This window comes from Streptomyces sp. DSM 106670 (assembly GCF_055792845.1).
Genome location: NZ_CM147704.1, coordinates 2887014 through 2911576, shown reverse-complemented (window position 1 = coordinate 2911576; position 24563 = coordinate 2887014). Strand labels below are relative to the sequence as shown.

General features: G+C 71.0%; 20 protein-coding genes. 18 read left to right on the top strand and 2 right to left on the bottom strand.

Features of this window, described 5'->3' with window-relative positions; genetic code table 11:
* Positions 1-14 precede the first annotated feature (14 nt).
* The 5 genes from ACSMXR_RS12905 to ACSMXR_RS12885 all read left to right on the top strand — a co-directional run bounded on the left by ACSMXR_RS12905 (position 15) and on the right by ACSMXR_RS12885 (position 6578).
* A complete protein-coding gene (locus ACSMXR_RS12905; RefSeq protein ID WP_063751866.1) occupies positions 15-602 on the top strand; it encodes a sigma-70 family RNA polymerase sigma factor in 588 nt (195 codons plus the stop codon).
* Positions 599-1558, top strand: a complete 960-nt coding sequence (locus tag ACSMXR_RS12900; RefSeq protein ID WP_376188030.1) for an anti-sigma factor family protein — start codon at positions 599-601, stop codon at positions 1556-1558. The genes ACSMXR_RS12905 and ACSMXR_RS12900 overlap by 4 nt, the downstream gene beginning before the upstream one ends.
* Positions 1559-1689: 131 nt before the next feature.
* Complete coding sequence (locus ACSMXR_RS12895; protein WP_381849280.1) at positions 1690-4071, top strand: HelD family protein; 2382 nt, start codon at positions 1690-1692, stop codon at positions 4069-4071.
* 412 nt (positions 4072-4483) lie between these two features.
* Positions 4484-5920 carry an NAD-dependent malic enzyme gene (locus tag ACSMXR_RS12890; RefSeq protein WP_137233673.1) on the top strand — a complete coding sequence of 479 codons (1437 nt, stop codon included), beginning with the start codon at positions 4484-4486 and terminating at the stop codon, positions 5918-5920.
* 376 nt (positions 5921-6296) lie between these two features.
* Entirely contained in the window at positions 6297-6578 is a 282-nt protein-coding gene (locus ACSMXR_RS12885; protein ID WP_003968811.1) for an HU family DNA-binding protein, read from the top strand.
* A gap of 114 nt (positions 6579-6692) precedes the next feature.
* On the opposite strand, the gene ACSMXR_RS12880 is transcribed toward ACSMXR_RS12885, so the two are convergent.
* Positions 6693-7148 carry a DUF2000 domain-containing protein gene (locus ACSMXR_RS12880; protein ID WP_218526252.1) on the bottom strand — a complete coding sequence of 152 codons (456 nt, stop codon included), beginning with the start codon at positions 7146-7148 and terminating at the stop codon, positions 6693-6695.
* A gap of 49 nt (positions 7149-7197) precedes the next feature.
* On the opposite strand from ACSMXR_RS12880, the gene ACSMXR_RS12875 reads away from it, so the two are divergent.
* A complete protein-coding gene (locus tag ACSMXR_RS12875) occupies positions 7198-8019 on the top strand; it encodes an AraC family transcriptional regulator (RefSeq protein ID WP_137233675.1) in 822 nt (273 codons plus the stop codon).
* A 52-nt stretch (positions 8020-8071) separates the two neighbouring features.
* On the opposite strand, the gene murA is transcribed toward ACSMXR_RS12875, so the two are convergent.
* Positions 8072-9412: a UDP-N-acetylglucosamine 1-carboxyvinyltransferase gene (gene murA, locus ACSMXR_RS12870; RefSeq protein WP_007450559.1), complete on the bottom strand. Its 1341-nt coding sequence runs from the start codon at positions 9410-9412 to the stop codon at positions 8072-8074.
* A 287-nt stretch (positions 9413-9699) separates the two neighbouring features.
* Here murA and ACSMXR_RS12865 point away from each other — a divergent pair, with 287 nt between their 5' ends.
* The 12 genes from ACSMXR_RS12865 to mycP all read left to right on the top strand — a co-directional run bounded on the left by ACSMXR_RS12865 (position 9700) and on the right by mycP (position 24504).
* Positions 9700-10260: a YqgE/AlgH family protein gene (locus ACSMXR_RS12865; RefSeq protein ID WP_103506921.1), complete on the top strand. Its 561-nt coding sequence runs from the start codon at positions 9700-9702 to the stop codon at positions 10258-10260.
* Positions 10261-10300: 40 nt separating this feature from the next.
* Entirely contained in the window at positions 10301-10597 is a 297-nt protein-coding gene (locus ACSMXR_RS12860; protein WP_006124925.1) for a DUF3039 domain-containing protein, read from the top strand.
* Positions 10598-10840: 243 nt separating this feature from the next.
* Positions 10841-12145 carry an extracellular solute-binding protein gene (locus ACSMXR_RS12855; RefSeq protein WP_137233676.1) on the top strand — a complete coding sequence of 435 codons (1305 nt, stop codon included), beginning with the start codon at positions 10841-10843 and terminating at the stop codon, positions 12143-12145.
* Between the two features lie 2 nt (positions 12146-12147).
* Positions 12148-13134, top strand: coding sequence for a carbohydrate ABC transporter permease (locus ACSMXR_RS12850; RefSeq protein WP_218526255.1), 987 nt, complete (start codon positions 12148-12150; stop codon positions 13132-13134).
* A complete protein-coding gene (locus ACSMXR_RS12845; protein ID WP_137233678.1) occupies positions 13131-13979 on the top strand; it encodes a carbohydrate ABC transporter permease in 849 nt (282 codons plus the stop codon). The genes ACSMXR_RS12850 and ACSMXR_RS12845 overlap by 4 nt, the downstream gene beginning before the upstream one ends.
* 4 nt (positions 13980-13983) lie before the next feature.
* Complete coding sequence (locus ACSMXR_RS12840) at positions 13984-15699, top strand: beta-N-acetylhexosaminidase (protein WP_473171904.1); 1716 nt, start codon at positions 13984-13986, stop codon at positions 15697-15699.
* Between the two features lie 339 nt (positions 15700-16038).
* On the top strand, positions 16039-16935 hold the full coding sequence (locus ACSMXR_RS12835) for an FAD binding domain-containing protein (protein WP_030087564.1): 897 nt from the start codon (positions 16039-16041) through the stop codon (positions 16933-16935).
* A complete protein-coding gene (locus ACSMXR_RS12830; protein WP_473171903.1) occupies positions 16932-18590 on the top strand; it encodes a (2Fe-2S)-binding protein in 1659 nt (552 codons plus the stop codon). The genes ACSMXR_RS12835 and ACSMXR_RS12830 overlap by 4 nt, the downstream gene beginning before the upstream one ends.
* Before the next feature lie 58 nt (positions 18591-18648).
* Positions 18649-21000 carry a xanthine dehydrogenase family protein molybdopterin-binding subunit gene (locus ACSMXR_RS12825; RefSeq protein ID WP_473171902.1) on the top strand — a complete coding sequence of 784 codons (2352 nt, stop codon included), beginning with the start codon at positions 18649-18651 and terminating at the stop codon, positions 20998-21000.
* 127 nt (positions 21001-21127) lie between these two features.
* On the top strand, positions 21128-21670 hold the full coding sequence (locus ACSMXR_RS12820) for a hypothetical protein (RefSeq protein WP_218526259.1): 543 nt from the start codon (positions 21128-21130) through the stop codon (positions 21668-21670).
* Positions 21671-21718: 48 nt separating this feature from the next.
* Entirely contained in the window at positions 21719-23152 is a 1434-nt protein-coding gene (locus ACSMXR_RS12815; RefSeq protein WP_473171901.1) for a hypothetical protein, read from the top strand.
* Positions 23153-23175: 23 nt separating this feature from the next.
* Positions 23176-24504 carry a type VII secretion-associated serine protease mycosin gene (mycP, locus tag ACSMXR_RS12810; protein ID WP_473171900.1) on the top strand — a complete coding sequence of 443 codons (1329 nt, stop codon included), beginning with the start codon at positions 23176-23178 and terminating at the stop codon, positions 24502-24504.
* Positions 24505-24563 lie beyond the last annotated feature (59 nt).

The window sequence follows — 24563 nt, the reverse complement described above, 5'->3', positions numbered from 1 at the left end:
ACCGGGAGGTTCGGGTGCGCAAGGATGCGGCCGTGGCCGATGACCGTCCGCACAGGGCTCGACATCGCAGTGAGCCGCCCCCGTCCTCCTCCGGGATACCGGACGAGGAGCTGATGCGGGCGCTCTACCGCGAACATGCCGGGCCGCTGCTCGCGTACGTGCTCCGGCTCGTGGCGGGCGACCGCCAGCGGGCCGAGGACGTGGTGCAGGAGACGCTCATCCGTGCCTGGAAGAACGCCGGCCGGCTCAACCGGGCCACCGGCTCCGTCCGACCCTGGCTGGTGACGGTCGCCCGGCGCATCGTCATCGACAACCACCGCAGCCGGCAGGCCCGGCCGCGCGAGGTCGATCCGTCGCCGCTGGAGGTCATTCCCGCGGAGGACGAGATCGACAAGGCGCTGTGGCTGATGACGCTCTCCGACGCGCTCGAAGATTTGACCCCCGCGCACCGGGAAGCATTGGTCGAGACCTACTTCAAGGGACGTACGGTCAACGAGGCCGCCGAAGTGCTCGGCGTTCCCAGCGGGACCGTGCGGTCCCGGGTGTTCTACGCACTGCGTTCGATGAAGCTCGCACTCGAAGAGAGGGGGATCACGGCATGAGCGACCAGCAGTGGCAGCCGTTCGGGCCCCGGCCTCCCGGCCCCCGCACGCCGTCCGGTCCCTCACGTCCCCCGTATACCGCGGGTCCTGCACACCCCTCAGGGCCCGCGCACCACTCCGGCCCCGGCGGCACGAGCGGCCCCGGCGGCCCCACCGGCCCCGGCGGTCCGTTCGGCGTGGAGCCCGAAGGGTCCGAGCACGACGCGGCCGCCGCGTACGTCCTCGGCATCCTCGACGACGCGCAGGCGAGCGCCTTCGAGGCGCACCTCGCGGGCTGTGCCCGGTGCGCGGCGCATCTCGACGAGTTCGCCTCGATGGAGCCCATGCTCGCGATGCTCTCCGAGGCGCCCTCCGCCGTGCCCGGCGCCCGCCCCGTGCCGCACGTACCCGAGAAGCCCGCGCCCCGGGTGCTCGGCGGGCTGATGGACGAGGTCGCGCGCAAGCGGCACCGCCGTACCCGGCGCAGCCGCTATCTGGTCGCCGCGGCCGCCGCCCTGATCATCGGCGGCCCGGTCGCCGCGTTCGCGGTCACGGCGGGCGACGACCGCGGCGGCGGCGGATCGGTGGCCGCGAACGACCCCCATCCCACCAGCCCGGCCGAGGACGCCTTCTTCGAGCACATGACGGAGAAGGTCTCCGCGACCGACCCCACCACCCAGGTCGGCGCGACCGTCGGCATGGAGGAGAAGGCCTGGGGCACCCACACGGTCCTGGAGCTGAAGAACGTCAAGGGGCCGCAGAAGTGCAATCTGATCGCCGTCTCCAAGACCGGTGAGGAGGAGGTCGTCACCTCCTGGTCCGTCCCGCAGTGGGGGTACGGCATCGAGGGCGCCACGCATCCGACGGCGAAGGCCCCGCTGTATGTGCACGGCGGAGCGGCGATGGACCGGAAGGACATCGCCCGCTTCGAGGTGCGGACCTTCGACGGGGAGCGGCTGGTGGAGATCGGGGCCTGAACCGCGCCCGCCGCGCTTCCCCGCGCCCCCGCCCGGTACGACGCGCGATCGGGATGCGGTCGGCAGGTGCGCTCGGGCCCCCCTTCGCATAGGGTTGACGGCTGCCCAGTGCCGTTAAGAAGGGGGCCTCGGTGGCCGCGCAGGATGCCGCTGTCGAATCGCTGCGGGACCGGGAAATCGGTGTCGAGCAGGAGCATCTCGACCGTGTTTATCACCGCCTCGAAGAGAAGATCCACGAGGCGGAATTTCTTATGAACGACGCCGTGAAGCGCGGCCAGGTCGGTACGCCCGGCGCGCTCGCGGAGCGGGACGCCCAGGTGTTCCGGGCGGGGATCCACCTCAACCGGCTGAACAGCGAGTTCGAGGACTTCCTGTTCGGCAGGATCGATCTCCTGCTCGGCAAGGACGGGGAGCGCGGCCCGGACGGCGCGTACACCTCCGTCGAGCCGGCCGAGGACTCCGTACGGGACGACGCCACCGCCGACATCGCGGAGACGCTCCACATCGGCCGCATCGGGGTGCTCGACTCCGACTACGCCCCGCTGGTGATCGACTGGCGGGCTCCGGCGGCCGCCCCGTTCTACCGCTCCACCCCGAAGGAGCCGGGCCGTGTCGTACGCCGCCGGGTCATCCGCTCCAAGGGCCGCAAGGTCCTCGGGGTCGAGGACGACCTGATGCGCCCGGAGCTGACGGCGTATCTGGACGGCGAGCGGCTGCCGGTGATCGGGGACGGCGCGCTGATGGCGGCGCTCGGCCAGGCCCGCAGCCACACCATGCGGGACATCGTCTCCTCCATCCAGGCCGAACAGGACCTGGTCATCCGGGCCCCCGCCGCCTCCGTCACCGAGGTCACCGGCGGTCCCGGCACCGGCAAGACCGCGGTCGCCCTGCACCGGGCGGCGTATCTGCTCTACCAGGACCGGCGGCGGTACGCGGGCGGCATCCTGATCGTCTCGCCCACCCCGCTCCTGGTCGCGTACACCGAAGGGGTGCTGCCCTCGCTCGGCGAGGAGGGCCAGGTGGCGATCCGCGCGATCGGCTCGCTCTCCGACGACGCGGCGGGCCTCGAAGGCGCCACCGCCTACGACGAACCCGCCGTGGCCCGGATCAAGGGCTCCTCCCGGATGCTCCATGTGCTGCGCAAGGCCGCCCGGGGCGCCCTGGAACAGGGCAGGCCCGCCGCGCCCCGCGAGGAGGCGGGCCAGCTCGCCTTCGGCGAGGAGCCCGGGCAGCGGGGCGCGGCGACGCCCCCGAACCGGCTGCGCGTGGTCGCCTTCGGGGCCCGGGTCGAGCTGGAGGCCGACGAGCTCCAGCGCATCCGGCACAACGCCCTGGGCGGCACCGCCCCGGTCAACCTGCTGCGCCCGCGCGCCCGCAAGCTGCTGCTGGACGCCCTGTGGAGCAAGTCCTCCGGGCGCGGCCGGTACACCGACCCCCAGCTGGCCGCGGAGCTGCGCTCCTCGTTCGACGAGGACGTCTCCACCGAGACCCCGTTCCTGGAGTTCCTCGACGCATGGTGGCCCGAGCTGACGCCGCGCCGGGTGCTGGCCGCGATGGCCGACGAACGGCGGCTCGCCCGCTGGTCCCGGCGCATCCTCAACCAGGGCGAGGTGCGCCGCCTGGCCCGCTCCCTCAAGCGGCTGGACGCGGACGGCAACGGTCCGCTCTCCGTCCACGACGTGGCGCTCCTGGACGAGCTCCAGGCGCTGCTGGGCACCCCGAACCGGCCCAAGCGCAAGCGCGAGGCCGATCCGCTGGACCAGCTCACCGGTCTGGAGGAGCTGATGCCGCAGCGCGAGGAGACCCAGTGGGAGCGGGCCGAGCGGCTCGCCGCGGAGCGCACCGAGTACGCCCACGTCATCGTCGACGAGGCGCAGGACCTCACCCCGATGCAGTGGCGCATGGTCGGCCGCCGGGGACGGCACGCCACCTGGACGGTCGTCGGCGACCCGGCCCAGTCCTCCTGGTCCGACCCGGACGAGGCGGCCGCCGCCCGGGACGAGGCGCTCGGCTCCCGGCCGCGCCGCCGCTTCACCCTCACCGTCAACTACCGCAACCCGGCGGAGATCGCGGAGCTGGCCGCGAAGGTGCTGGCGCTGGCCATGCCCGGCATGGAGTCCCCGGCGGCGGTCCGCTCGACCGGGGTGGTGCCCCGCTTCGAGCCGGTGCGCGACGGGGAGCTGGCCGCCACGGTCCGCGAGGAGGCCGCCCGGCTGCTCGCGGAGGTGGACGGCACGGTCGGCGTGGTCGTCGCGATGAACCGCCGCGCCCAGGCCCGCGAGTGGCTCGCGGAGCTGGGGGAGCGGGTGGTGGCGCTGGGCAGCCTGGAGGCCAAGGGCCTGGAGTACGACGCCACGGTGGTCGTCTCGCCCGCGGAGATCGCGGACGAGTCCCCGGCCGGTCTGCGGGTGCTGTACGTGGCGCTGACCCGCGCGACGCAGCAGCTCACGGTGGTCTCGGGGGAGCGGGACCTGCCGGACGAGGACGGGGTGCCGGACCTGCTCAGGGACTGACGCGGCAGGTTCCGCGAGTCAACCCGGCGCACGGGAATCACTTTTCCGGGGTCTTTGTTACCTTGGTACTGGCACCGGTTCGATCCAAGCCCCCGGGCCCAACCTTCGTCGCTTCGAGCGACCACTTGCCGCGAGGCGAGCATGGCGGGCCGGTGCCACCTAGACGTAAAAGACAGACCCGCGTCACCTTCCGGTGGCGCGGGTCTGTTCTCGTTGTGGGGGTCCCGCCGACCGCTTTCCGCCGGTTGGGGGTTCCGCCGAACGGGTGATCTCTCGTATGGTGGAAACTACTTTCCGAAAGACGGCAGTCATTACCGGCTACCAGTCGGTAGGTGCGACGATCGGGAAGCGCATCCGGAACGAGGGTTCCGGATGCGCGGCAATGAAGCTAAGGAAAGCGAAGGACTCGGCCATGGCAACGGCGCCCAGCGTCTCGTACTCGATGACGGTCAGGCTGGAGGTGCCCGCGAGCGGCACCGCGGTCTCCCAGCTCACCACGGCCGTGGAGTCCTCCGGTGGCTCGGTCACCGGCCTCGACGTGACCGCTTCCGGCCACGAGAAGCTGCGAATCGACGTCACCATCGCCGCCACTTCCACCTCGCACGCGGACGAGATCGTCGAAGGTCTGCGCGACATCGAGGGCGTCGTGCTGGGCAAGGTCTCCGACCGTACGTTCCTCATGCACCTCGGCGGCAAGATCGAGATGGCGTCCAAGCACCCCATCCGCAACCGTGACGACCTGTCGATGATCTACACCCCCGGCGTCGCCCGGGTCTGCATGGCCATCGCCGAGAACCCCGAGGACGCGCGCCGCCTCACCATCAAGCGCAACTCCGTCGCAGTTGTGACGGACGGCTCCGCGGTGCTCGGCCTCGGCAACATCGGCCCGATGGCCGCGCTGCCCGTCATGGAGGGCAAGGCGGCCCTCTTCAAGCGCTTCGCCGGCATCGACGCCTGGCCGATCTGCCTGGACACCCAGGACACCGATGCCATCGTCGAGATCGTCAAGGCCATCGCCCCCGGCTTCGCGGGCATCAACCTGGAGGACATCTCCGCGCCGCGCTGCTTCGAGATCGAGGCCCGGCTGCGCGAGGCCCTCGACATCCCCGTCTTCCACGACGACCAGCACGGCACCGCGATCGTCGTGCTGGCCGCCCTCACCAACGCGCTGCGCGTGGTGGGCAAGGGCATCGGGGACGTACGGGTCGTCATGTCCGGTGCCGGAGCGGCCGGTACGGCCATCCTGAAGCTGCTCATCGCCGCGGGCGTCAAGCACGCCGTCGTCGCCGACATCCACGGTGTGGTGCACGCCGGACGCGAGGACCTGGTCGCCGCCGACCCGGACTCGCCGCTGCGCTGGATCGCCGACAACACCAACCCCGAGGGCGTCACCGGCACCCTCAAGCAGGCCGTCGTCGGCGCCGACGTCTTCATCGGCGTCTCCGCCCCGAACGTCCTGAACGGCGACGACGTCGCCGCGATGGCCGACGGCGCGATCGTGTTCGCGCTCGCGAACCCGGACCCCGAGGTCGACCCCGCGATCGCCCGCGAGACCGCCGCCGTCGTCGCCACCGGCCGCTCCGACTTCCCCAACCAGATCAACAATGTGCTGGTCTTCCCGGGTGTCTTCCGCGGTCTGCTGGACGCTCAGTCCCGCACCGTCAACACGGAGATGATGCTCGCCGCCGCCGGAGCCCTCGCCGACGTGGTCGCCGAGGACGAGGTCAACGCGAACTACATCATCCCCTCGGTCTTCAACGACAAGGTCGCCGGTGCGGTCGCCGGAGCCGTCCGGGCCGCCGCGAAGGCCGCCGGAGCCACCGCGACCACCCCCTCCACGACCGTCTGACACGGCCGTTTCGGGGCCCTTTCGGGGGGTACGCGCGAAGTACCCCGGGCCGCACCCGCCCGTGCCGTACGGCGCGTCGCGGGTCGCGGCGCCCCAAACGCCCCTTTAGGGTGGGCGGGCAGTGGGCCCTGCGGGGCCCGGCATCCGCTGCGGACCGCTCGGCCAAGTCGACGGAGCGTCACCACGAGCAAACCGTGGCGCTTTTCATTGACCCCGAAGGGTTCCGGATTGGCTTTCCCGCCGCTGGTGGGGGCAGGATGCGTAATCGGGCGAGAGGGTCTGACATCAGACCCGGGTCCGGGGACTGTCAGAGGGCCCTGGCAGCATCGGCTTCGATCTCACGCCTCACAGGCAAGAAGAACACGGGAGTAACAACATGAACCGCAGTGAGCTGGTGGCCGCCCTGGCCGACCGCGCCGAGGTGACTCGCAAGGACGCCGACGCCGTGCTGGCCGCGCTCGCCGAGACCGTCGGTGAGATCGTCGCCAAGGGCGACGAGAAGGTCACCATCCCCGGCTTCCTGACCTTCGAGCGCACCCACCGTGCCGCTCGCACCGCTCGCAACCCGCAGACCGGCGACCCGATCAACATCCCCGCCGGCTACAGCGTGAAGGTCTCCGCGGGCTCGAAGCTCAAGGAAGCCGCCAAGGGTAAGTAACCCTCGAAGGCGCAACAGAGGGCGGCCACTCCCGACCAGGAGTGGCCGCCCTCGCGCATGCCAGGGGCACATGCGCCCCGCACAGCCCCTTCCGGCGGGCCGGGGCCCCGGACCTCATGGATGCATGCGCGCGCCCTTGAGGACCTTGTCCACGGCGTTGCGCGGCCCGTACACCGCGAGCCCCACCAGATCGAGCGCGTCGCGCCCCACCGCCCGTACGGCCGCCCGGTTGTCCCGGTCGTTCCCCGTACCGAACAGGTCCGAGGTGAACACGGCCACCGTCAGCGACCGGGAGAGCGCCTTCGTGTGCGCGGCGGTCAGCGTCTCCTTCGCCCCCTCGAAGACCAGCACCGGCTGCCGCAGCATCGGCAGGTAGGCGGTCGCGTCGGCGTCCTCGTAGGGCTCGCCGATCACCTCGGGCGCCGCGGTTCCCAGGCCGCTCACCAGGAAGGCGGTCACGTTCAGCCGCTGCCAGGTCTCCAGGTCGTCGCGGAGCAGCACCGCGATCTTCGTGTCGAAGCGGACGGGCGCGGCCTCGCCGCCGCCGGTGTTCTCGTGCGTGTTTCCCATGCTCCGAGACTGACCGCCGCCCCACCGGAGCGTCTTGTACGTTCTTGGCGTGACCCGCGTGAGCCGCCCGCAGGAGATCTCGGCCTGGCGACCCTCCGTCGCCGGCGTCGTGGAGGTCTTCCACGCCCGCTTCACCGAGCACGCCTACCCCATGCACGTCCACGAGGCGTGGACGCTCCTGATCGTCGACGACGGCGCCGTCCGCTACGACCTGGACCGTCATCCGCACGGCACCCCGGACGGCACCGTCAGCCTGCTGCCGCCGCACGTTCCGCACAACGGTTCGCCCGCCACCCCGGACGGCTTCCGCAAACGGGTGCTCTATCTGGACCTGAGCCGGCTCGACGCGAGCCTCATCGGCCCCGCCGTCGACACCCCCGATCTGGCCGACCCGCTGCTGCGCGCCCGCGTCGCCCGGCTGCACACCGCCCTCGCCGACCCGGGAGACGCGCTGGAGGCGGAGAGCCGCCTGGCGTTCGTCGAGGAGCGGCTGCGCGGCCATCTGCGGCCCGCCGAGGCCCCGCAGCGCCCCCGGCCGGGGCCGGGCGTCGCCCGGGACCTGCGCGAGCTGCTGGACGAGCGGCTGCGGGAGGGCGTCACGCTCGCCGAGGCCGCCCGGCTGGTCCACGCGCACCCGACCCATCTCGTACGGGCCTTCAGCGCGGCCTACGCCATCGCGCCGCACCAGTACATGACGGCCCGCCGGGTCGACCTCGCCCGCCGCCTGCTGCTGGAGGGCGTGCCCCCGGGGGAGGCGGCCACCGCGGTCGGCTTCCACGACCAGTCCCACCTCACCCGGCACTTCAAGCGGATCGCCGGCACCACCCCGGGCCGCTTCGCCGGAACAGCACGGCGCCCCGGCCCTCCGTGAGAGGGCCGGGGCGCCGGGTGCGCAGCGCTGTGTGCGGCAGCACTGTGCGGGGTCAGACGAGCGAACCGCCCGGCAGCTCCACCTTCGCGCCGAGCTTCTCCAGCTTCTCCATGAAGTTCTCGTAACCGCGGTTGATCAGGTCGATGCCGTGCACCCGGGAGGTGCCCTGCGCCGCCAGCGCCGCGATCAGGTACGAGAAGCCGCCCCGGAGGTCCGGGATGACCAGGTCCGCGCCCTGCAGCTTGGTCGGTCCGGAGACGACCGCCGAGTGCAGGAAGTTGCGCTGGCCGAAGCGGCAGTCGGAGCCGCCCAGGCACTCGCGGTACAGCTGGATGTGCGCACCCATCTGGTTGAGCGCCGAGGTGAAGCCGAGCCGCGACTCGTACACCGTCTCGTGGACGATCGACAGGCCGGCGGCCTGCGTCAGCGCCACGACCAGCGGCTGCTGCCAGTCGGTCTGGAAGCCGGGGTGCACGTCCGTCTCCAGCGCGATGGCGTTGAGCGCGCCGCCCGGGTGCCAGAAGCGGATGCCCTCGTCGTCGATCTCGAAGGCGCCGCCGACCCGGCGGAAGGTGTTCAGGAAGGTCATCATCGAACGCTGCTGGGCGCCGCGCACATAGATGTTGCCCTCGGTCGCCAGCGCCGCCGACGCCCAGGAGGCCGCCTCCAGACGGTCCGGGATCGCCCGGTGGGTGTAACCGTCGAGCTTGTCGACACCGGTGATCCGGATGGTCCGGTCGGTGTCCATGGAGATGATCGCGCCCATCTTCTGCAGTACGCAGATGAGGTCCTCGATCTCCGGCTCGACGGCCGCGTTGGACAGCTCGGTGACGCCCTCGGCGAGCACCGCGGTGAGCAGCACCTGCTCGGTGGAGCCCACCGAGGGGTACGGCAGCCGGATCTTGGTGCCGCGCAGCCGCTGCGGGGCCTCCAGATACTGGCCGTCGGCCCGCTTCTCGATGGTCGCGCCGAACTGGCGCAGCACCTCGAAGTGGAAGTCGATCGGCCGGCCGCCGATGTCGCAGCCGCCCAGGCCCGGGATGAAGGCGTGGCCGAGGCGGTGCAGCAGCGGGCCGCAGAAGAGGATCGGGATGCGCGACGAACCCGCGTGGGCATCGATGTCGGCGACGTTCGCGGACTCGACGTGCGAGGGGTCGAGGATCAGTTCGCCCGGCTCGTCGCCGGGGCGGACGGTGACGCCGTGCAGCTGCAGCAGTCCCCGGACGACCCGTACGTCACGGATGTCGGGAACGTTGCGGAGACGGCTGGGCCCGCTGCCGAGCAGCGCGGCGACCATTGCCTTCGGCACCAGGTTCTTGGCGCCTCGGACGCGGATCTCGCCCTCCAGCGGGGTGCCGCCGTGGACAAGCAGGACATCGTCTGTGCCGGTCATGTATCTCGCGTTCCGGAGTGGTCGGGCAGGGGGCCAACGAAAAGGGTAATGGCCTCCTACCCCCCTTCCGTAAGGCGAAGGGGGGTGTACGAACGTCATGAATCCGCCACAACACCCTCCGCGCATCCGATCTTGCGGAGGGTTACCGTCCGGATGGCCCACCGCACCCCCGCCGGACAGTGCGCTCCCCGTGCCTCCGTGCGCCCTGAGCTGCGCTCGGTCTGCTGAGGGCGGCATCACGGTCACTCGGCCCCCGCGGAGGGCGAAGATGCGGGATCATTCCTGCCATGACCGAGGTGTCCTCGCTCACAGGGCGACTGCTCGTGGCCGCACCCGCCCTCACGGACCCGAATTTCGACCGCGCGGTGGTGCTGCTCCTCGACCACGACGAGGAGGGCTCCCTCGGCGTGGTCCTCAACCGCCCGACCCCGGTCGGCGTCGGTGACATCCTCGCGTCCTGGGCCGGCCTCACCGGCGAGCCGGACGTCGTCTTCCAGGGCGGCCCGGTCTCGCTCGACTCCGCGCTCGGCGTGGCGGTGATCCCCGGCGACGAGGGCCCGCTCGGCTGGCGCCGGGTGCACGGGGCGATCGGCCTGGTCGACCTGGAGACCCCGCCGGAGCTGCTCGGCCCCGCCCTCGGCTCGCTGCGGATCTTCGCCGGATACGCGGGCTGGGGCCCCGGTCAACTGGAGGGCGAGCTGAACGAGGGCGCGTGGTACGTGGTCGAGTCGGAGCCCGGCGACGTCTCGTCCCCGCACCCGGAGCGGCTCTGGCGTGCGGTGCTCCGCCGTCAGCGCAGCGAGCTCGCGATGATCGCCACGTACCCGGACGACCCTTCCCTCAACTGAGGGCCGCTGAAGGCCGCGGCTTTCAGTACCCTTGGCGGTTATGAGCACTCTTGAGCCCGATCGCGGGGCAGGTACGGGGACCCTCGTCGAACCGACGCCGCAGGTGTCGAGGGGCGACGGCGACCACGAGCGCTACGCCCATTACGTCCAGAAGGACAAGATCATGGCGAGCGCCCTGGAGGGCACTCCCGTGGTCGCGCTGTGCGGCAAGGTCTGGGTACCGGGGCGCGACCCCAAGAAGTATCCGGTCTGTCCCATGTGCAAGGAGATCTACGAGTCCATGGGCGCCGGTGGCGACAAGGACAAGGGCAAGGGCGGCGGCAAGGACAAGAAGTAGGTCCGGCTCCCACCGCTTCGCCGACAGGCCCCCGGGGCGCGCGTCACCGCGCGCCCCGGGGGCCTTCTCCATGCCCGCTCACGGAAGGTGACCGGACGGTCGCGTTGCACGGGCTGCATCCGCTGGTCACAGAGTGGTCGAGACCACTTGTCGTCGCCGGGGCGCGGATCTACTCTCCTGCCAGTTGTGCAGAACGAAACGCACGTTGCACATGATGCAACGCATGACCGGTAGGGGTTCCGGATGAAGCTTTCTGCCCGAATTGCCGCCCCGGCTGCGGCGCTTGTGCTGGCCGGCCTCACCGCCACCGCCTGCGCGCCGCAGACCTCCGACACCAGTGCGAAGGGTGACGAGAAGAGCGGCACGCTCCGTGTCTGGCTCTTCCAGGAGGTCGGCAACAAGCCCAAGGAGAAGGTCGTCGACGCGGCCGTCGCCGACTTCGAGAAGGCCCACAAGGGCGCGAAGGTCGAGGTCGAGTACATACCCGTCGACACCCGCGCGCAGCGCATCAAGGCCGCGTTCAACGACCCCAAGAGCGCCCCGGACCTCATCGAGTACGGCAACAGCGACACCGCCGGATACGTCAAGGACGGCGGACTCGCGGACGTCACCGAGGAGTTCGGCGCCTGGGACGAGGCCAAGGACACCGACCCGATCGCCAAGCAGTCCGTCACCGTCGGCGACAAGGTCTACGGCGCGCCCTTCTTCGTCGGCGTCCGGGCCCTTTACTACCGCACCGACGTCTTCAAGGACCTCGGCATCGATCCCCCCAAGTCCCAGGCCGAACTGATCTCCACCGCCAAGAAGATCCACAAGGCGAAGCCCGACCTCTACGGCCTCGCGGTCGGCGGCGCGTACACCTACGGCGCGATGCCCTTCATCTGGGCCAACGGCGGCGAACTCGCGGGCGAGAGCGGCGGCACCTACAAGTCCGGCATCAACAGCGAGAAGGCCCGCAAGGGCATCGAGGCCTACACCTCGCTCTTCGGCGACGACAACTGTCCGGCCGCCAAGTGCGCCTCCATGGGCGGCAACGCCACCGTGACCGCCTTCGCCTCCGGCAAGGCCGCCATGGCCATCGGCGGCGACTTCAGCCACGCCGCCGTCGAGGCGGGCGCGGTCAAGGGCAAGTACGCCGTCGTCCCGCTGCCCGGCGTCGCCCCGAACTCCATCGCCCCCGCCTTCGCCGGCGGCAACAACCTCGGCGTCCTCAAGAGCAGTTCGCACCGCACCCTCGCCGTCGACCTGATGAAGTCGCTCTCCGGCAAGAAGACCCAGGCCGAGATGTTCGACGCGATGGGCTTCCTGCCCACCTACACCGACGTCCTGGACAACGCCGCGAAGAAGGAGCCCTTCGTCGCCCCGTTCGTCCAGACCCTCGGCGCGGGCGCCAAGTTCGTCCCCGCCTCGCCCGCCTGGGGCCAGATCGACGCCTCGCTGATCCTGCCGACGATGTTCCAGGAGATCGTCTCCGGCCGTAAGGACGTGGCGAAGGCCTCGGACGACGCGGCGAAGAAGATGGACGCGGCCTTCACCGAAGCCGGCTGACGATGACCACGCACACCTCTCCGCTCAAGGCGCCGCCCGCGGGCGCCGCCGGGGCGGGCAGCGGCTCGCAGGCCGCCCGCCCGCCCCGGCGCGGCCGGTCCGTGTCCCCCCGGGGCCACTCCGGCTGGACCCCCTGGCTCTACCTCCTGCCGGCCCTCGTCCTGCTCGCCGGACTGCTGGTCTACCCGATCTACCAGCTCGGCCTGATCTCGTTCCTGGAGTACACCCAGGCCCAGGTCAGCGGCGGCGAACCCACCACCTTCCAGGGGTTCGGCAACTACGCCACGCTCTTCAACGACAGCCAGTTCTGGCAGGTCCTCCTCGCCACCGTGCTGTTCGCCGCGGCCTGCGTGGTCTCCACCCTGTTCGTCGGCTGCGCGCTCGCCGTCCTGCTCACCCGCATCCGCGCCCTGCCCCGGCTCGCGCTGATGATGGCCGCGCTCGGCGCCTGGGCCACCCCCGCGATCACCGGCTCCACCGTCTGGGTCTTCCTCTTCGACCCCGACTTCGGGCCGGTCAACAAGGTGCTCGGACTCGGCGACTTCTCCTGGACGTACGGCCGCTACAGCGCCTTCGCGCTCGTCCTCCTCGAAGTCCTGTGGTGCTCGTTCCCGTTCGTGATGGTCACCGTGTACGCGGGCATCCGCGCCATCCCCACCGAAGTCCTGGAGGCCGCCTCGCTGGACGGCGCGTCCCAGTGGCGGATCTGGCGCACCATCATGGCGCCGATGCTCAAGCCCATCCTGATCGTCGTCACCATCCAGTCGATCATCTGGGACTTCAAGGTCTTCACCCAGATCTACGTCATGACCAACGGCGGCGGCATCGCCGGCCAGAACCTGGTGCTCAACGTGTACGCCTACCAGAAGGCGTTCGCGTCCTCGCAGTACAGCCTCGGATCGGCGATCGGCGTCGTGATGCTGGTGATCCTGCTCGCCGTCACGCTCGTCTATCTGCGTCTCGTACGCCGCCAGGGGGAGGAACTGTGAGCGCACGCACGCTCCTGCGCGTCAAGCGGCCCGGCAGGCTGCTGGCCGAGGCCGCCGCCCTGCTCATCGCCGTCGCGGTCGCCTTCCCGCTCTACTGGATGGTGCTCTCCGCCTTCAAACCGGCCGGGGAGATCCAGTCCACCGACGCCCGCCCCTGGACGCTCGCCCCCTCGCTCGACTCGTTCCGCCGGGTCTTCGAACAACAGGACTTCGGCCGCTACTTCCTCAACAGCCTGCTGGTGGCGGGCACGGTCGTCATCCTCTCCGCGCTGGTCGCCTTCCTGGCCGCCACCGCCGTGACCCGCTTCCGCTTCAAGTTCCGCACCACGCTGCTGATCATGTTCCTGGTGGCGCAGATGGTGCCGGTGGAGGCGCTGACCATCCCGCTGTTCTTCCTGATGCGCGACTTCGGCCAGCTGAACACCCTCGGCTCGCTGATCCTGCCGCACCTCGCCTTCTCGCTGCCGTTCGCCATCTGGATGCTGCGCGGCTTCGTCAAGGCCGTCCCCGAAGCCCTGGAGGAGGCCGCCTACATCGACGGGGCCAGCCGCACCCGCTTCCTGTGGCAGATCCTCTTCCCGCTGGTCTTCCCGGGCCTCGTGGCGACCAGCGTCTTCTCCTTCATCACCACCTGGAACGACTTCCTGTTCGCGAAGTCGTTCATCATCAGCGACACCTCCCAGTCGACGCTGCCGATGGCGCTGCTGGTCTTCTTCAAACCGGACGAGAACGACTGGGGAGGGATCATGGCAGCCTCGACGGTGATGACCATCCCCGTACTGGTCTTCTTCGTACTCGTACAGCGACGCCTCGTCTCCGGACTGGGCGGAGCGGTTAAGGACTGATGTCATGACACCCGAGGACAGGACGGCGACGGACGCCGCGGACCCCGCGGCGCTCGGTCTGATCCCGGCCCCGCGCACCCTGACCGCCGCCCCCTGCGGACCGTACGCACTGGACCGCGAGACCCCGCTGAGCGCCGCACCGGGCACGGAGGGCGTCGCCCACTGGCTGCGCACCACCCTCGGCGCGGCCACCGGACTGCCCCTGCCGGAGGCCGGCGGCACGAGCGCCGTTACGGACACGGGTGCGGCCACGGGTGCGGGCACGGGCGGCCGGGGCATCGTGCTGGCCCTCGACGCCGCGCTCGCCCCCGAGGCCTACCGCCTGGCCGTCGAAGCGGACGCCGTACGCCTCACGGGCGGCAGCGCGGCGGGCGTCTTCCGGGGCGCGCAGACCCTCCGTCAGCTCCTCGGCCCGGACGCCTTCCGCCGCGTACCGCTCGCCCCGGGACGCTCCTGGCAGGTCCCGCCGGTCGTCGTCGAGGACGAGCCCCGCTTCGGCTGGCGCGGTCTGATGCTCGACGTCTCCCGGCACTTCCTGCCCAAGGACGACGTCCTGCGCTACCTGGACCTGCTGGCCGCCCACAAGCTGAACGTCTTCCACTTCCACCTCACCGACGACCAGGGCTGGCGCATCGAGATCAAGCGCCACCCGCGCCTCACCGAGGTCGGCTCCTGGCGCTCACGCACCAAATACGGCCACCGCGCCTCCGAACTCTGGGACGAGACCCCCTACGGCGGCTTCTACACCCAGGACGACATCCGCGAGATCGTCGCCTACGCCGCCGAGCGGCATATCCGGGTCGTCCCCGAGATCGACATCCCGGGCCACTCGCAGGCCGCGATCAGCGCCTACCCCGAACTGGGCAACACCGACGTCATCGACACCACCACCCTCTCCGTCTGGGACACCTGGGGCGTCAATCCGAACGTACTCGCCCCCACTGACAACACCCTGCGCTTCTTCGAGGGCGTCCTGGAGGAGGTGCTGGAACTCTTCCCCGCCGAGACCTCGCCCTTCGTCCACATGGGCGGCGACGAGTGCCCCAAGGACCAGTGGAAGGAGTCCCCGCTCGCCCAGGCCCGGATCGCCGAACTCGGCGTGAAGGACGAGGACGGGCTCCAGTCCTGGTTCATCCGGCACTTCGACGCCTGGCTCACCGCACGCGGCCGCCGCCTCATCGGCTGGGACGAGATCCTCGAAGGCGGCCTCGCCGAAGGGGCCGCGGTCTCCTCCTGGCGCGGTTACGCCGGCGGCATCGCGGCCGCCGAGGCCGGGCACGACGTGGTCATGTGCCCCGAGCAGCAGGTGTATCTGGACCACCGTCAGGACGGCGGCCCCGACGAGCCGATGCCCATCGGGTACGTCAGGACCCTGGAGAACGTCTACCGCTTCGAGCCCGTACCGCCGGGCCTGAGCGAGGAGGCGGCCCGTCACATCCTGGGCACCCAGGCCAACGTGTGGACCGAGGTCATGCAGAACCGGGCCCGCGTCGACTACCAGGTCTTCCCGCGCCTCGCCGCCTTCGCCGAGGTCGCCTGGTCCGCCCTGCCCGCCCCCGCCGACCGGGACTTCGCCGCCTTCGACGCCCGGATGACCGCCCACTACGCCCGGCTCGACGCCCTCGGCGTCGACTACCGCCCGCCGGCCGGCCCGTACCCCCGCCAGCAGCGGCCCGGCATCCTCGGCCGCCCGCTGGAGGGAGAGCCTCCGGTGGTGTGACCCGCGCACCGGCCCGCCGGCCGCAGCCGTCCTCCGGGGAGCTCTCCGGGACCGCTGCGGCCGACGCGCGTCCGGGGCCGGCCGCCCTTCCGTCCGCTCCCGTGCGAGGGCGCGAACGGAATAAGTCGTACAAGCCTCGCTGAAGAGTGGCAATTCACCCTCTGCGCCGAAGACATGCGAAACCGGAACATCCCGCAGGTCAGGGACGGATCCACCCTTCGCGGACCCTCGCGCCGGTCCGATCGGAAGATGTGCCAGAGTTGCCACGTCCGGGCTGTGAACACGTACCGTACGGCGGAACAGGCGGGACAGCCGGGAGACCGGGAAGGGGCAGCTGGGTTGACCACGCACGCACCGCAGGCGACGCAGTCGGTGACACTGCCGGCCTCGTTGGACGAGGCCGTGGCGGCACTCGGCGCCATGCCTGCAGCCGTACCGGTTGCCGGGGGCACGGACCTGATGGCAGCCGTCAACAAGGGGCTCCTGCGCCCCTCGGGGCTGGTCGGCCTGGGCCGGATCAGCGAGCTGCGCGGCTGGCACTACCAGGACGGCCACGCCCTGCTCGGCGCCGGACTCACCCACGCCCGCATGGGCCGCCCCGACTTCGCCGCCCTCATCCCCGCCCTCGCCGCCTCTGCCCGCGCCGCGGGCCCGCCCCAGATCCGTAACGCCGGCACGCTCGGCGGCAACATCGTCACCTCCGCGCCCACCGGCGACGCCCTGCCGGTGCTGGCCGCGCTGGAGGCCGAACTCGTCATCGCCGGCCCCGGCGGCGCCCGCCGTGAGATCCCCGTCTCCCACCTGCTCGCCGGCCGCGAACTGCTGGAGCCCGCGGAGCTGATCGGCTTCGTCCGCGTACCGCTGCTGCACGCCCCGCAGGTGTTCCTGAAGGCCACCGGCCGCACCGGCCCCGGCCGCGCCACCGCCTCGGTCGCCATCGTCCTGGACCCGGCCCGGCGCGGCGTGCGCTGCGCGGTCGGCGCGATCGCCCCGATGCCGCTGCGCCCGCTGGAGGCGGAGCGCTGGATCGCCTCGCTGATCGACTGGGACGGCGAGCGGGGCCTGGCCCCCGACGCGCTGGCGGCCTTCGGCGAGTACGTCGCCGCGGCCTGCATCCCGGACCACGCACCACCGGCCGACGGCACAGAGGCCCCGCCGCTGTCCCCGGCCGTCCTGCACCTGCGGCGCACCGTCGCCGCGCTCGCCCGACGCGCGCTGGGGAGGGCACTGTCGTGAGCAATGAGGAATTCCCCGACCAGCACGGGCAGCAGGGACAGGGGCACTCCGAGGGCCCGGACCCGCGCTACGGAGGCTGGGAGCCGACCCCGCAGGGCGACGGCTTCGACGCCGACGCCACCGCGTTCGTCCACCTGCCGCCGGAGGACCTGGCGAACATCCCGCTGGCCGCGCCCGGCCACGGGTACGTCCCGCCGATGATCGTTCCGCTGACCCCGGCCGCCGGTCTGGATCCGGCGGCGACGGGCAGCTGGGTGATCCAGACGCAGACCCAGCAGGCACAGGCCGAGCAGCGCGCCCAGGAGGCCGCCGCCGCACACGAGGCCGCCGCCCGGGAGACCGGCGCGGTCCACTGGCCGGACCCGAACCAGCAGGGCGGGCAGGGTGGATACCAGGGCCCCTACCAGGACACGTCGCACGCCACGGCCCAGTGGAACTTCACCGAGGCCCTGGGCGAGACACCGGCAGCTCCGCAGCAGGGCGCCCCGGAAGCGCCCGCGGCCCCAGGTGTCTCCGATGCCTCCGCCGTCTCCGACTACACCAGCCAGACGGGCCACACCGACCACACCAGCCACACCAGTCACACGGGCCAGACGGGCCACACCGGCCAGTGGACGATCCCGGTGGCGGACGGGGATCTCCCGGACGAATCGGGCGAGTTCCTGGCCTCGGCGCACACCCCGCAGTGGTACGCGGACAGCGCCCGCCCGGCAACGCTGCCCGGCGGCGCCCCCGCCCCCTGGGCCACGCCGGAACCGGAGGCCGCCCCCGTACCCGTAACGGAGGAAGCCCCGGAACCGGCGACGGACGAACCGGCGGCGACCCAGGCGGCCGCGGACACCCGGCCCGACACGGAGGAACCCGACCCGGCAGCGGCCACGGCGCCCGCGACCGATGCGGAAGCAACTCCGGAAACGGAAGCGGAAGCGGAGCCGGTACCGGATCCGGTGTCCGGCCCGGAAGCGGAATCGGATCCGACGGCACCCCCGAACGAGGACCCCGCCCTCACCCCCGCCGAGGACCCCGCCCCGGACCCGGCCCCCGTCCTCCTCGACACCCCGAGCGAGCACCCCTCCGCGTCCTACCTGCTCCATGTGAACGGCGTCGACCGCCCGGTCAGCGACGCCTGGATCGGCGAGTCCCTGCTCTACGTGCTCCGCGAGCGCCTCGGCCTGGCCGGGGCCAAGGACGGCTGCTCGCAGGGCGAGTGCGGCGCCTGCAACGTCCAGGTCGACGGCCGGCTGGTCGCCTCCTGCCTGGTCCCCGCGGCCACGGCGGCGGGCAGCGAGGTGCGTACGGTCGAAGGCCTCGCCGTCGACGGCGAACCGTCCGACGTCCAGCGCGCCCTGTCCGCCTGCGGAGCCGTCCAGTGCGGCTTCTGCATCCCCGGCATGGCGATGACCGTCCACGACCTGCTGGAGGGCAACCACGCCCCCAGCGAGCTGGAGACCCGCCAGGCCCTCTGCGGCAACCTCTGCCGCTGTTCCGGCTACCGGGGCGTGCTCGACGCGGTCGCGGACGTCGTCGCGGCCCGCGAGGCGACCGCCGAGGCGGCCACGGCGCTCCAGGACGAGGCGCGTATCCCGCATCAGGCCGAGCCGGGCGCCGGCGGCGTGCAGCAGGTGCCCCACCCGCACGAGGGAGAGGCGCTGTGAGGCACGCCCGCGGCCCCGCCGTACAGCAGCAGCACCAGGCGAACGACAAGGAGGCGGCGTGAGCGGCGACGCGGCCAACGCGACCAGCACCGGCCTGCCCAGGATCGACGCGCTGAGCGGCGGACCCGGCGGCGGCCCGGACCAGGGCCAGGAGCAGCCCCGGATGGGCCTCGGGGCGTCGCTCCCCGCCGCCGACGCCCGGGCGAAGACCGAGGGCACCTTCCCGTACGCCGCCGACCTCTGGGCCGAGGGCCTGCTGTGGGCGGCCGTGCTGCGCTCCCCGCACCCGCACGCGCGGATCCTGTCCATCGACACCTCGGCGGCCGAGGAGATGCCCGGGGTGCGGGCGGTCGTCACGCACGAGGACGTGCCGGGGGACAGCAACTACGGCCGCCATGTGGTGGACCGCCCGGTGTTCGCCTCCGATCTGGTCCGCCACCACGGCGAGCCGATCGCCGCGGTCGCCGCGGACCACCCGGACACCGCACGGCTGGCCGCCGCCGCCATCGCCGTACGGTACGAGGTGCTGGAGCCGGTCACGGACCCGGAGAAGGCGTTCGCGGCGGAGCCCCTGCACCCCGACGGCAACCTGATCCGCCACATCCCGCTGCGCTACGGCGACGCGGAGGCGACGGGCGAGGTCGTGGTGGAGGGCCTGTACCGCATCGGCCGCCAGGACCCGGCCCCGATCGGCGCGGAGGCCGGCCTCGCCGTGCCGAGGCCCGACGGGGGCGTCGAGATCTACACCGCCTCCACCGACCCGCACACCGACCGCGACCTGATCGCCGCCTGCTTCGGCCTGGAACCGGACCGGGTCAAGGTCGTCGTGACCGGGGTGCCGGGCGCGACCGGCGACCGCGAGGACCCGGGATTCCAGATCCCGCTGGGCCTGCTCGCGCTGCGCACCGGCTGCCCGGTGAAGCTGGCCGCGAGCCGCGAGGAGTCCTTCCTCGGCCACACCCACCGCCACCCCACGCTCCTGCGCTACCGCCACCACGCGGACGCGGAGGGCCGGCTGGTCAAGGTGGAGGCCCAGATCCTCCTGGACGCGGGCGCGTACGCCGACGCCTCCTCCGAATCCCTGGCCGCCGCCGTGGCGTTCGCCTGCGGCCCCTACGTCGTCCCGCACGCCTTCATCGAGGGCTGGGCGGTCCGGACGAACAACCCGCCCTCGGGCCATGTGCGCGGCGAGGGCGCGATGCAGGTCTGCGCGGCGTACGAGGGCCAGATGGACAAGCTGGCCGCCAAGCTGGGCATCGACCCGGCCGAACTGCGCCTGCGCAACACCCTCTCCACGGGCGACATCCTGCCCACCGGACAGACGGTGACCTGCCCGGCCCCGGTCGCCGAACTGCTCCGCGCGGTCCGCGACTACCCCCTCCCCGCCCTCCCGAAGGACGCCCCCGAGGACGACTGGCTGCTGCCGGGCGGCCCCGAGGGCGCGGGGGAGCCGGGGGCGGTGCGCCGGGGCGTGGGCTACGGCCTGGGCATGGTCCACATGCTCGGCGCCGAGGGCACGGACGAGGTCTCCACGGCCACGGTCCGGGTCCACGACGGGGTGGCCACCGTCATCTGCGCGGCGGTCGAAACAGGCCAGGGCTTCACCACCCTCGCCCGCCAGATCGTCCAGGAGACCCTGGGCGTCGAGGAGGTCCACGTAGCGGCGGTGGACACCGACCAGCCCCCGGCGGGCCCGGCGACGCACGGCCGCCACACCTGGGTGTCGGGCGGGGCGGTGGAACGGGCGGCGAAGATGGTCCGAACCCAACTCCTCCAGCCGCTGGCGCACAAGTTCGGCATGTCCACGGAACTGCTCCAGATCGCCGACGGGAAGATCACCTCGTACGACGGTGTGCTCTCCACCACCGTCACGGAGGCGCTGGACGGCAAGGAACTCTGGGCCACCGCGCAGTGCCGCCCGCACCCCACGGAACCACTGGACGAGTCGGGCCAGGGCGACGCGTTCGTCGGCCTGGCGTTCTGCGCGGTACGGGCGGTGGTGGACGTCGACATCGAACTGGGCTCAGTACGGGTCGTCGAAATGGCGGTCGCCCAGGACATCGGCCGCGCCCTCAACCCCGCCCAGCTGGCGATCCGCATCGAGGCGGGCATCACCCAGGGCATCGGCGCGGCCCTCACGGAGAACCTCCGCACCGCGAGAGGCCTGATCCGCCACCCCGACCTGACCGGCTACGCACTCCCGACCTCGCTGGACGCCCCCGACATCCGCATCGTGAAACTGGTCGAGGAACGCGACGTGGTGGCCCCGTTCGGCGCGAAACCGGCCTCGGCGGTCCCGGTCGTCACGGCCCCCGCGGCAGTGGCCTCGGCAGTCCGCTCCGCAACGGGCCGCCCGGTGAACCGACTCCCCATCAGACCCCAGGCGGCGGTGGCAACGCCCAAGCCCTGACTGGCTCGTTACCGCCGTCGGACCGGTGTGATGCGCATTGCACGTGCAATCAAAGGGTGCGAGCTGTCACCGATGCTGGCTACAGTGATCCTCGAAGCTGTACCAGCAGGACAACGGGGAGGGTGTTGTGGCGACGGGAGAGGGCTCCGAAGGGGCCGGCTCCTCCGGGGGGCTCTTCGGGGGATTCATTGGGGGCGCCGTCGCTGCGGCGCAAAGTGCGGTCACAGAGCTTTACACCGAGCTGGAGTCCTTCACCAAGTTCCGCGACCGTATCGACGAGATCCTCGTGGACCTGAAGGCGTCCCCGGCGGACGCGAAGAAGCTGGGCGAGATCTCCATCAAGGACAGCCAGTTCGGCGACGTGTCCTGGCCGGAGGCGAAGGGCATGTTCGCCTCGTACGAGAAGGTCGTCGGCGAGCTGGAGACCTTGTCGAAGCTCCTCTCGGACTCCATCGAGGGCATGAGCATCGCGGTCCTGGCCTCGCACAAGGGCTACGACAACATGGACCAGGACATCCGCGACCGCATGCTCGCCATCAAGACGGGTGCGGAGAAGCACTACCCCGGCGAGTACAACCCGGTTCCGGGCGGGGACAAGCAGAGCGGAAACGGCGACAAGACGCCGCCCACGCCTCAGCCTTCGACGACCGACGACACCGGGGGTGCCTGATGGCGGTCGGGACGGCGTGGCGATCAGCGGTACGAACGGGGGAGTGAGATGGGTTCGACATCGTTCGAGGGCATGTCGCACAAGCAGATGATCGCGTGGCTGGACCAGGCCAACAGCGCGGCGGTCCAGGGCGTGGCCGATCGTCTGTCGAGTGCGGCGAAAGAGATCTCGAAAATCGGCGAAGAGCTGAAGATCCGCCCGCAGATCGTGAAGTGGAAGGGCGACGGAGCCGATTCGTTCCGCACGTGGAGTGCGGATCTGGCCAACGCCACGCTGCGCCTGGGCGAGTTCAGCAAGGACGCATCGAACCGCCTGGGCGAAACCGCCACGGCGATCGCCCAGGCCAAGGCGGCGATCCCCCGCCCCACAGGAGACCCCGAGGCGAGCCTCAAGGCCGCGGAGTCGGCACGGAACGACCCGGACTCGGCGGGGCTGATCAAGAAGCTGAACGGGGAGCGGGAGGCCGCGGCGGCGGAGATGCGGAAGCTCTCCCAGACGTACAGCCATTCGGTGGCGCAGCTCGACAACCTGAAGCGGCCGACGTTTCCGCCTCCGCCTCAGGTGGTCATGCCTGAGGGTAATAAGACCGTCGAAGACGCGAGGTACCTGAATCCAACCGCACCGAGTGTCGGCAACAACACGGTGAATCCAGAAATGCAGGGCCCTGCGCTTCAGCCCGCCGAGAACACACCGCGAAGGGTTGCTTCTGCAGAGGCTTTCAGTCCTGCCAGCTTGCCTCCGTCGGCTACCTCTTCGGTGCACATGGGCATCGACAGCGTAGTGACGCGTCCGGAGGCACCTACAGTCCCGAATATCGCTCCGGCACTCGGCCAGGCTGGTGGCGGAAGGCCCGACGTCGTCCTTCCGCCTGTTGTAGGTGGAGTTCCGCCCACCCTCAACAAGGGTGTTGTTCCGCTGCCATCGACGAACGGCTCAGGCCGGCCGGTAAGTGCCGTGCGGCCTTCTCTGGCCATGCCAGGCCCAAATGGTCCTGGTAGCGGGCAAGTCGGACGCCCCTCGCCGGCCAACGGTATCGTCGGCGGCCGACCCGCGCCGCAGACAACCGGGCGGCCGGTAGGTGGCCTGCCGCGCGGGCTGGTGGTCGGCGGCGAAGGGGCTCACGGTGGTCGTGCACCGATGATGCACGCGCCGGGCGGTTCAGTTGGAAGCGGGCAGAGCGGCATTGTCGGCGGGCGACGGCTCGCCGGCGAAGCCGGGGGAATGGTGGGCGGCCGCCCACAGCAGCCGGGCCAGTCCGGTGCACGGCCGTTTACGCCCGGTGGGACGGGCCTCGTGCGAGGCGCGGCGTCAGGCGGCGAAGGTGCACGCAGCACTGGTGCGATGGGTCGTGGTGCCGTTGGTTCTCAACGTGCTGGTGACTCGCGCCGGGACGAAGGCAGCGAGAGGCCTGACTACCTGACCGAGGATGAAGAGACGTGGCAGCACGGAGCGCGACGTGTCGTGCCGCCGGTCATCGACTGACCAAAACCTGCTAAGGGAACCGTATGCCTACCGGCAGTCGCCGCAGAATCCATGTCCGTGTCGTGCTCGCCTCGCTGGTCGGACTGCTGGTGGGCATTCCCGCACCTGCTCATGCGGATTCGATGAGGTCCAAGCAGTGGCATCTCGACGTTATGAAAGCGGAGGAGATGTGGGCTTCCAGTACGGGAGAGGGAGTCACTGTTGCCGTGATCGACACCGGTGTCGACGATTCCAACCCCGACCTGCGAGGGCGTGTCCTCAAGGGGAAAGACTTGGCGGAGGGCACTCCGGGGGACGAGCACACCGACACTGACGGTCACGGTACTGGTATGGCCGGGCTGATCGCTGGCACAGGTGAAAGGGATGGAGGTCAGGGGGCATTCGGGCTTGCCCCAGGGGTAAAGATTTTGCCGATTCGTCTCAGTCAGAAAGCGAACAATGAGGCGGAATCACTGAGGATTTTCAACAAGTCGGCACCTGAGGCTATCCGGTTCGCCGTGGACTCCGGCGCGAAAGTCATTAATATTTCGATGGCTGTTGATCGGGGGTCGCGAAATCTTGATGATTCTGTCGCGTATGCTTTGAGTAAAGGCTCCCTTGTGTTCGCGGGTGTTGGGAATGATGCTGACAAGGGAAACAAGGTTATGTTTCCTGCGGCTACGCCTGGAGTAGTCGGCGTCGGCGCAGTGGGCCGCGACTTCGCAAGATCCGATTTCTCACACTACGGACCCCAGGTCGACCTGGCCGCGCCAGGCGAGGAGATGGTCCACGCCTGCGGCGGTGGAACTGGTCTGTGTGAGGGCAACGGCACCAGCGACGCAACAGCTCTCGCCTCTGCCTCCGCTGCCCTCATCTGGTCCAAGCATCCGGACTGGACGAACAATCAGGTTCTGCGGGTCATGCTGAACACCGCAGGCGGTCCCGTCAGTGGTAAGAAGCGGTCCGACGGGATCGGCTACGGAATCGTTCGACCCCGTATCGCGCTCAAGACCCCCGGGGACCCCGGGCCCGCCGATGTGTACCCGCTTCCGGATCTCGCCGCAGCGGCGTCCGAGGCCCCTTCGCCGCAGCCGTCCAAGGCTGGGGGCGGTGCCGATCGTAGCGAGGTGCCTGCCGCGGCTGCGGACGGAGGCGGCAATAGCGCTCTCTGGATTGGCCTGGGGGTTGCCACGGCAGCCCTGGTCGGCGGCGGCGTGACAGCAGCGGTGCTCCGTTCCCGTCGGCGAAAGGCCGTTGCCGCACAGGCTCCGCCGGCGTATCAGCCCTCGTACGGGTATGGGCAGCCGCAGTTCCAGCCGCCGTATCCGCCAACATCTCCTCCGCCTGGTGCGCCGGAGAACACTTCGCGCTAGGCCGTTGGTTTCACGGTCGCGCTCGTTCATGGCTTGAAATAGCTGCCCGGCGCCCGAAA

Bases quoted from the DNA above. Each gene is read 5' to 3' on its own strand.
- ACSMXR_RS12860 (WP_006124925.1), top strand. From the start codon at position 10,301: ATGAGCACTCTTGAGCCCGATCGCGGGGCAGGTACGGGGACCCTCGTC.
- ACSMXR_RS12850 (WP_218526255.1), top strand. From the start codon at position 12,148: ATGACCACGCACACCTCTCCGCTCAAGGCGCCGCCCGCGGGCGCCGCC.
- ACSMXR_RS12880 (WP_218526252.1), bottom strand. From the start codon at position 7,148: ATGGGAAACACGCACGAGAACACCGGCGGCGGCGAGGCCGCGCCCGTC.
- ACSMXR_RS12840 (WP_473171904.1), top strand. From the start codon at position 13,984: ATGACACCCGAGGACAGGACGGCGACGGACGCCGCGGACCCCGCGGCG.
- ACSMXR_RS12815 (WP_473171901.1), top strand. From the start codon at position 21,719: ATGGGTTCGACATCGTTCGAGGGCATGTCGCACAAGCAGATGATCGCG.
- ACSMXR_RS12900 (WP_376188030.1), top strand. From the start codon at position 599: ATGAGCGACCAGCAGTGGCAGCCGTTCGGGCCCCGGCCTCCCGGCCCC.
- ACSMXR_RS12890 (WP_137233673.1), top strand. From the start codon at position 4,484: ATGGCAACGGCGCCCAGCGTCTCGTACTCGATGACGGTCAGGCTGGAG.
- mycP (WP_473171900.1), top strand. From the start codon at position 23,176: ATGCCTACCGGCAGTCGCCGCAGAATCCATGTCCGTGTCGTGCTCGCC.
- ACSMXR_RS12865 (WP_103506921.1), top strand. From the start codon at position 9,700: ATGACCGAGGTGTCCTCGCTCACAGGGCGACTGCTCGTGGCCGCACCC.
- ACSMXR_RS12855 (WP_137233676.1), top strand. From the start codon at position 10,841: ATGAAGCTTTCTGCCCGAATTGCCGCCCCGGCTGCGGCGCTTGTGCTG.
- murA (WP_007450559.1), bottom strand. From the start codon at position 9,412: ATGACCGGCACAGACGATGTCCTGCTTGTCCACGGCGGCACCCCGCTG.
- ACSMXR_RS12885 (WP_003968811.1), top strand. From the start codon at position 6,297: ATGAACCGCAGTGAGCTGGTGGCCGCCCTGGCCGACCGCGCCGAGGTG.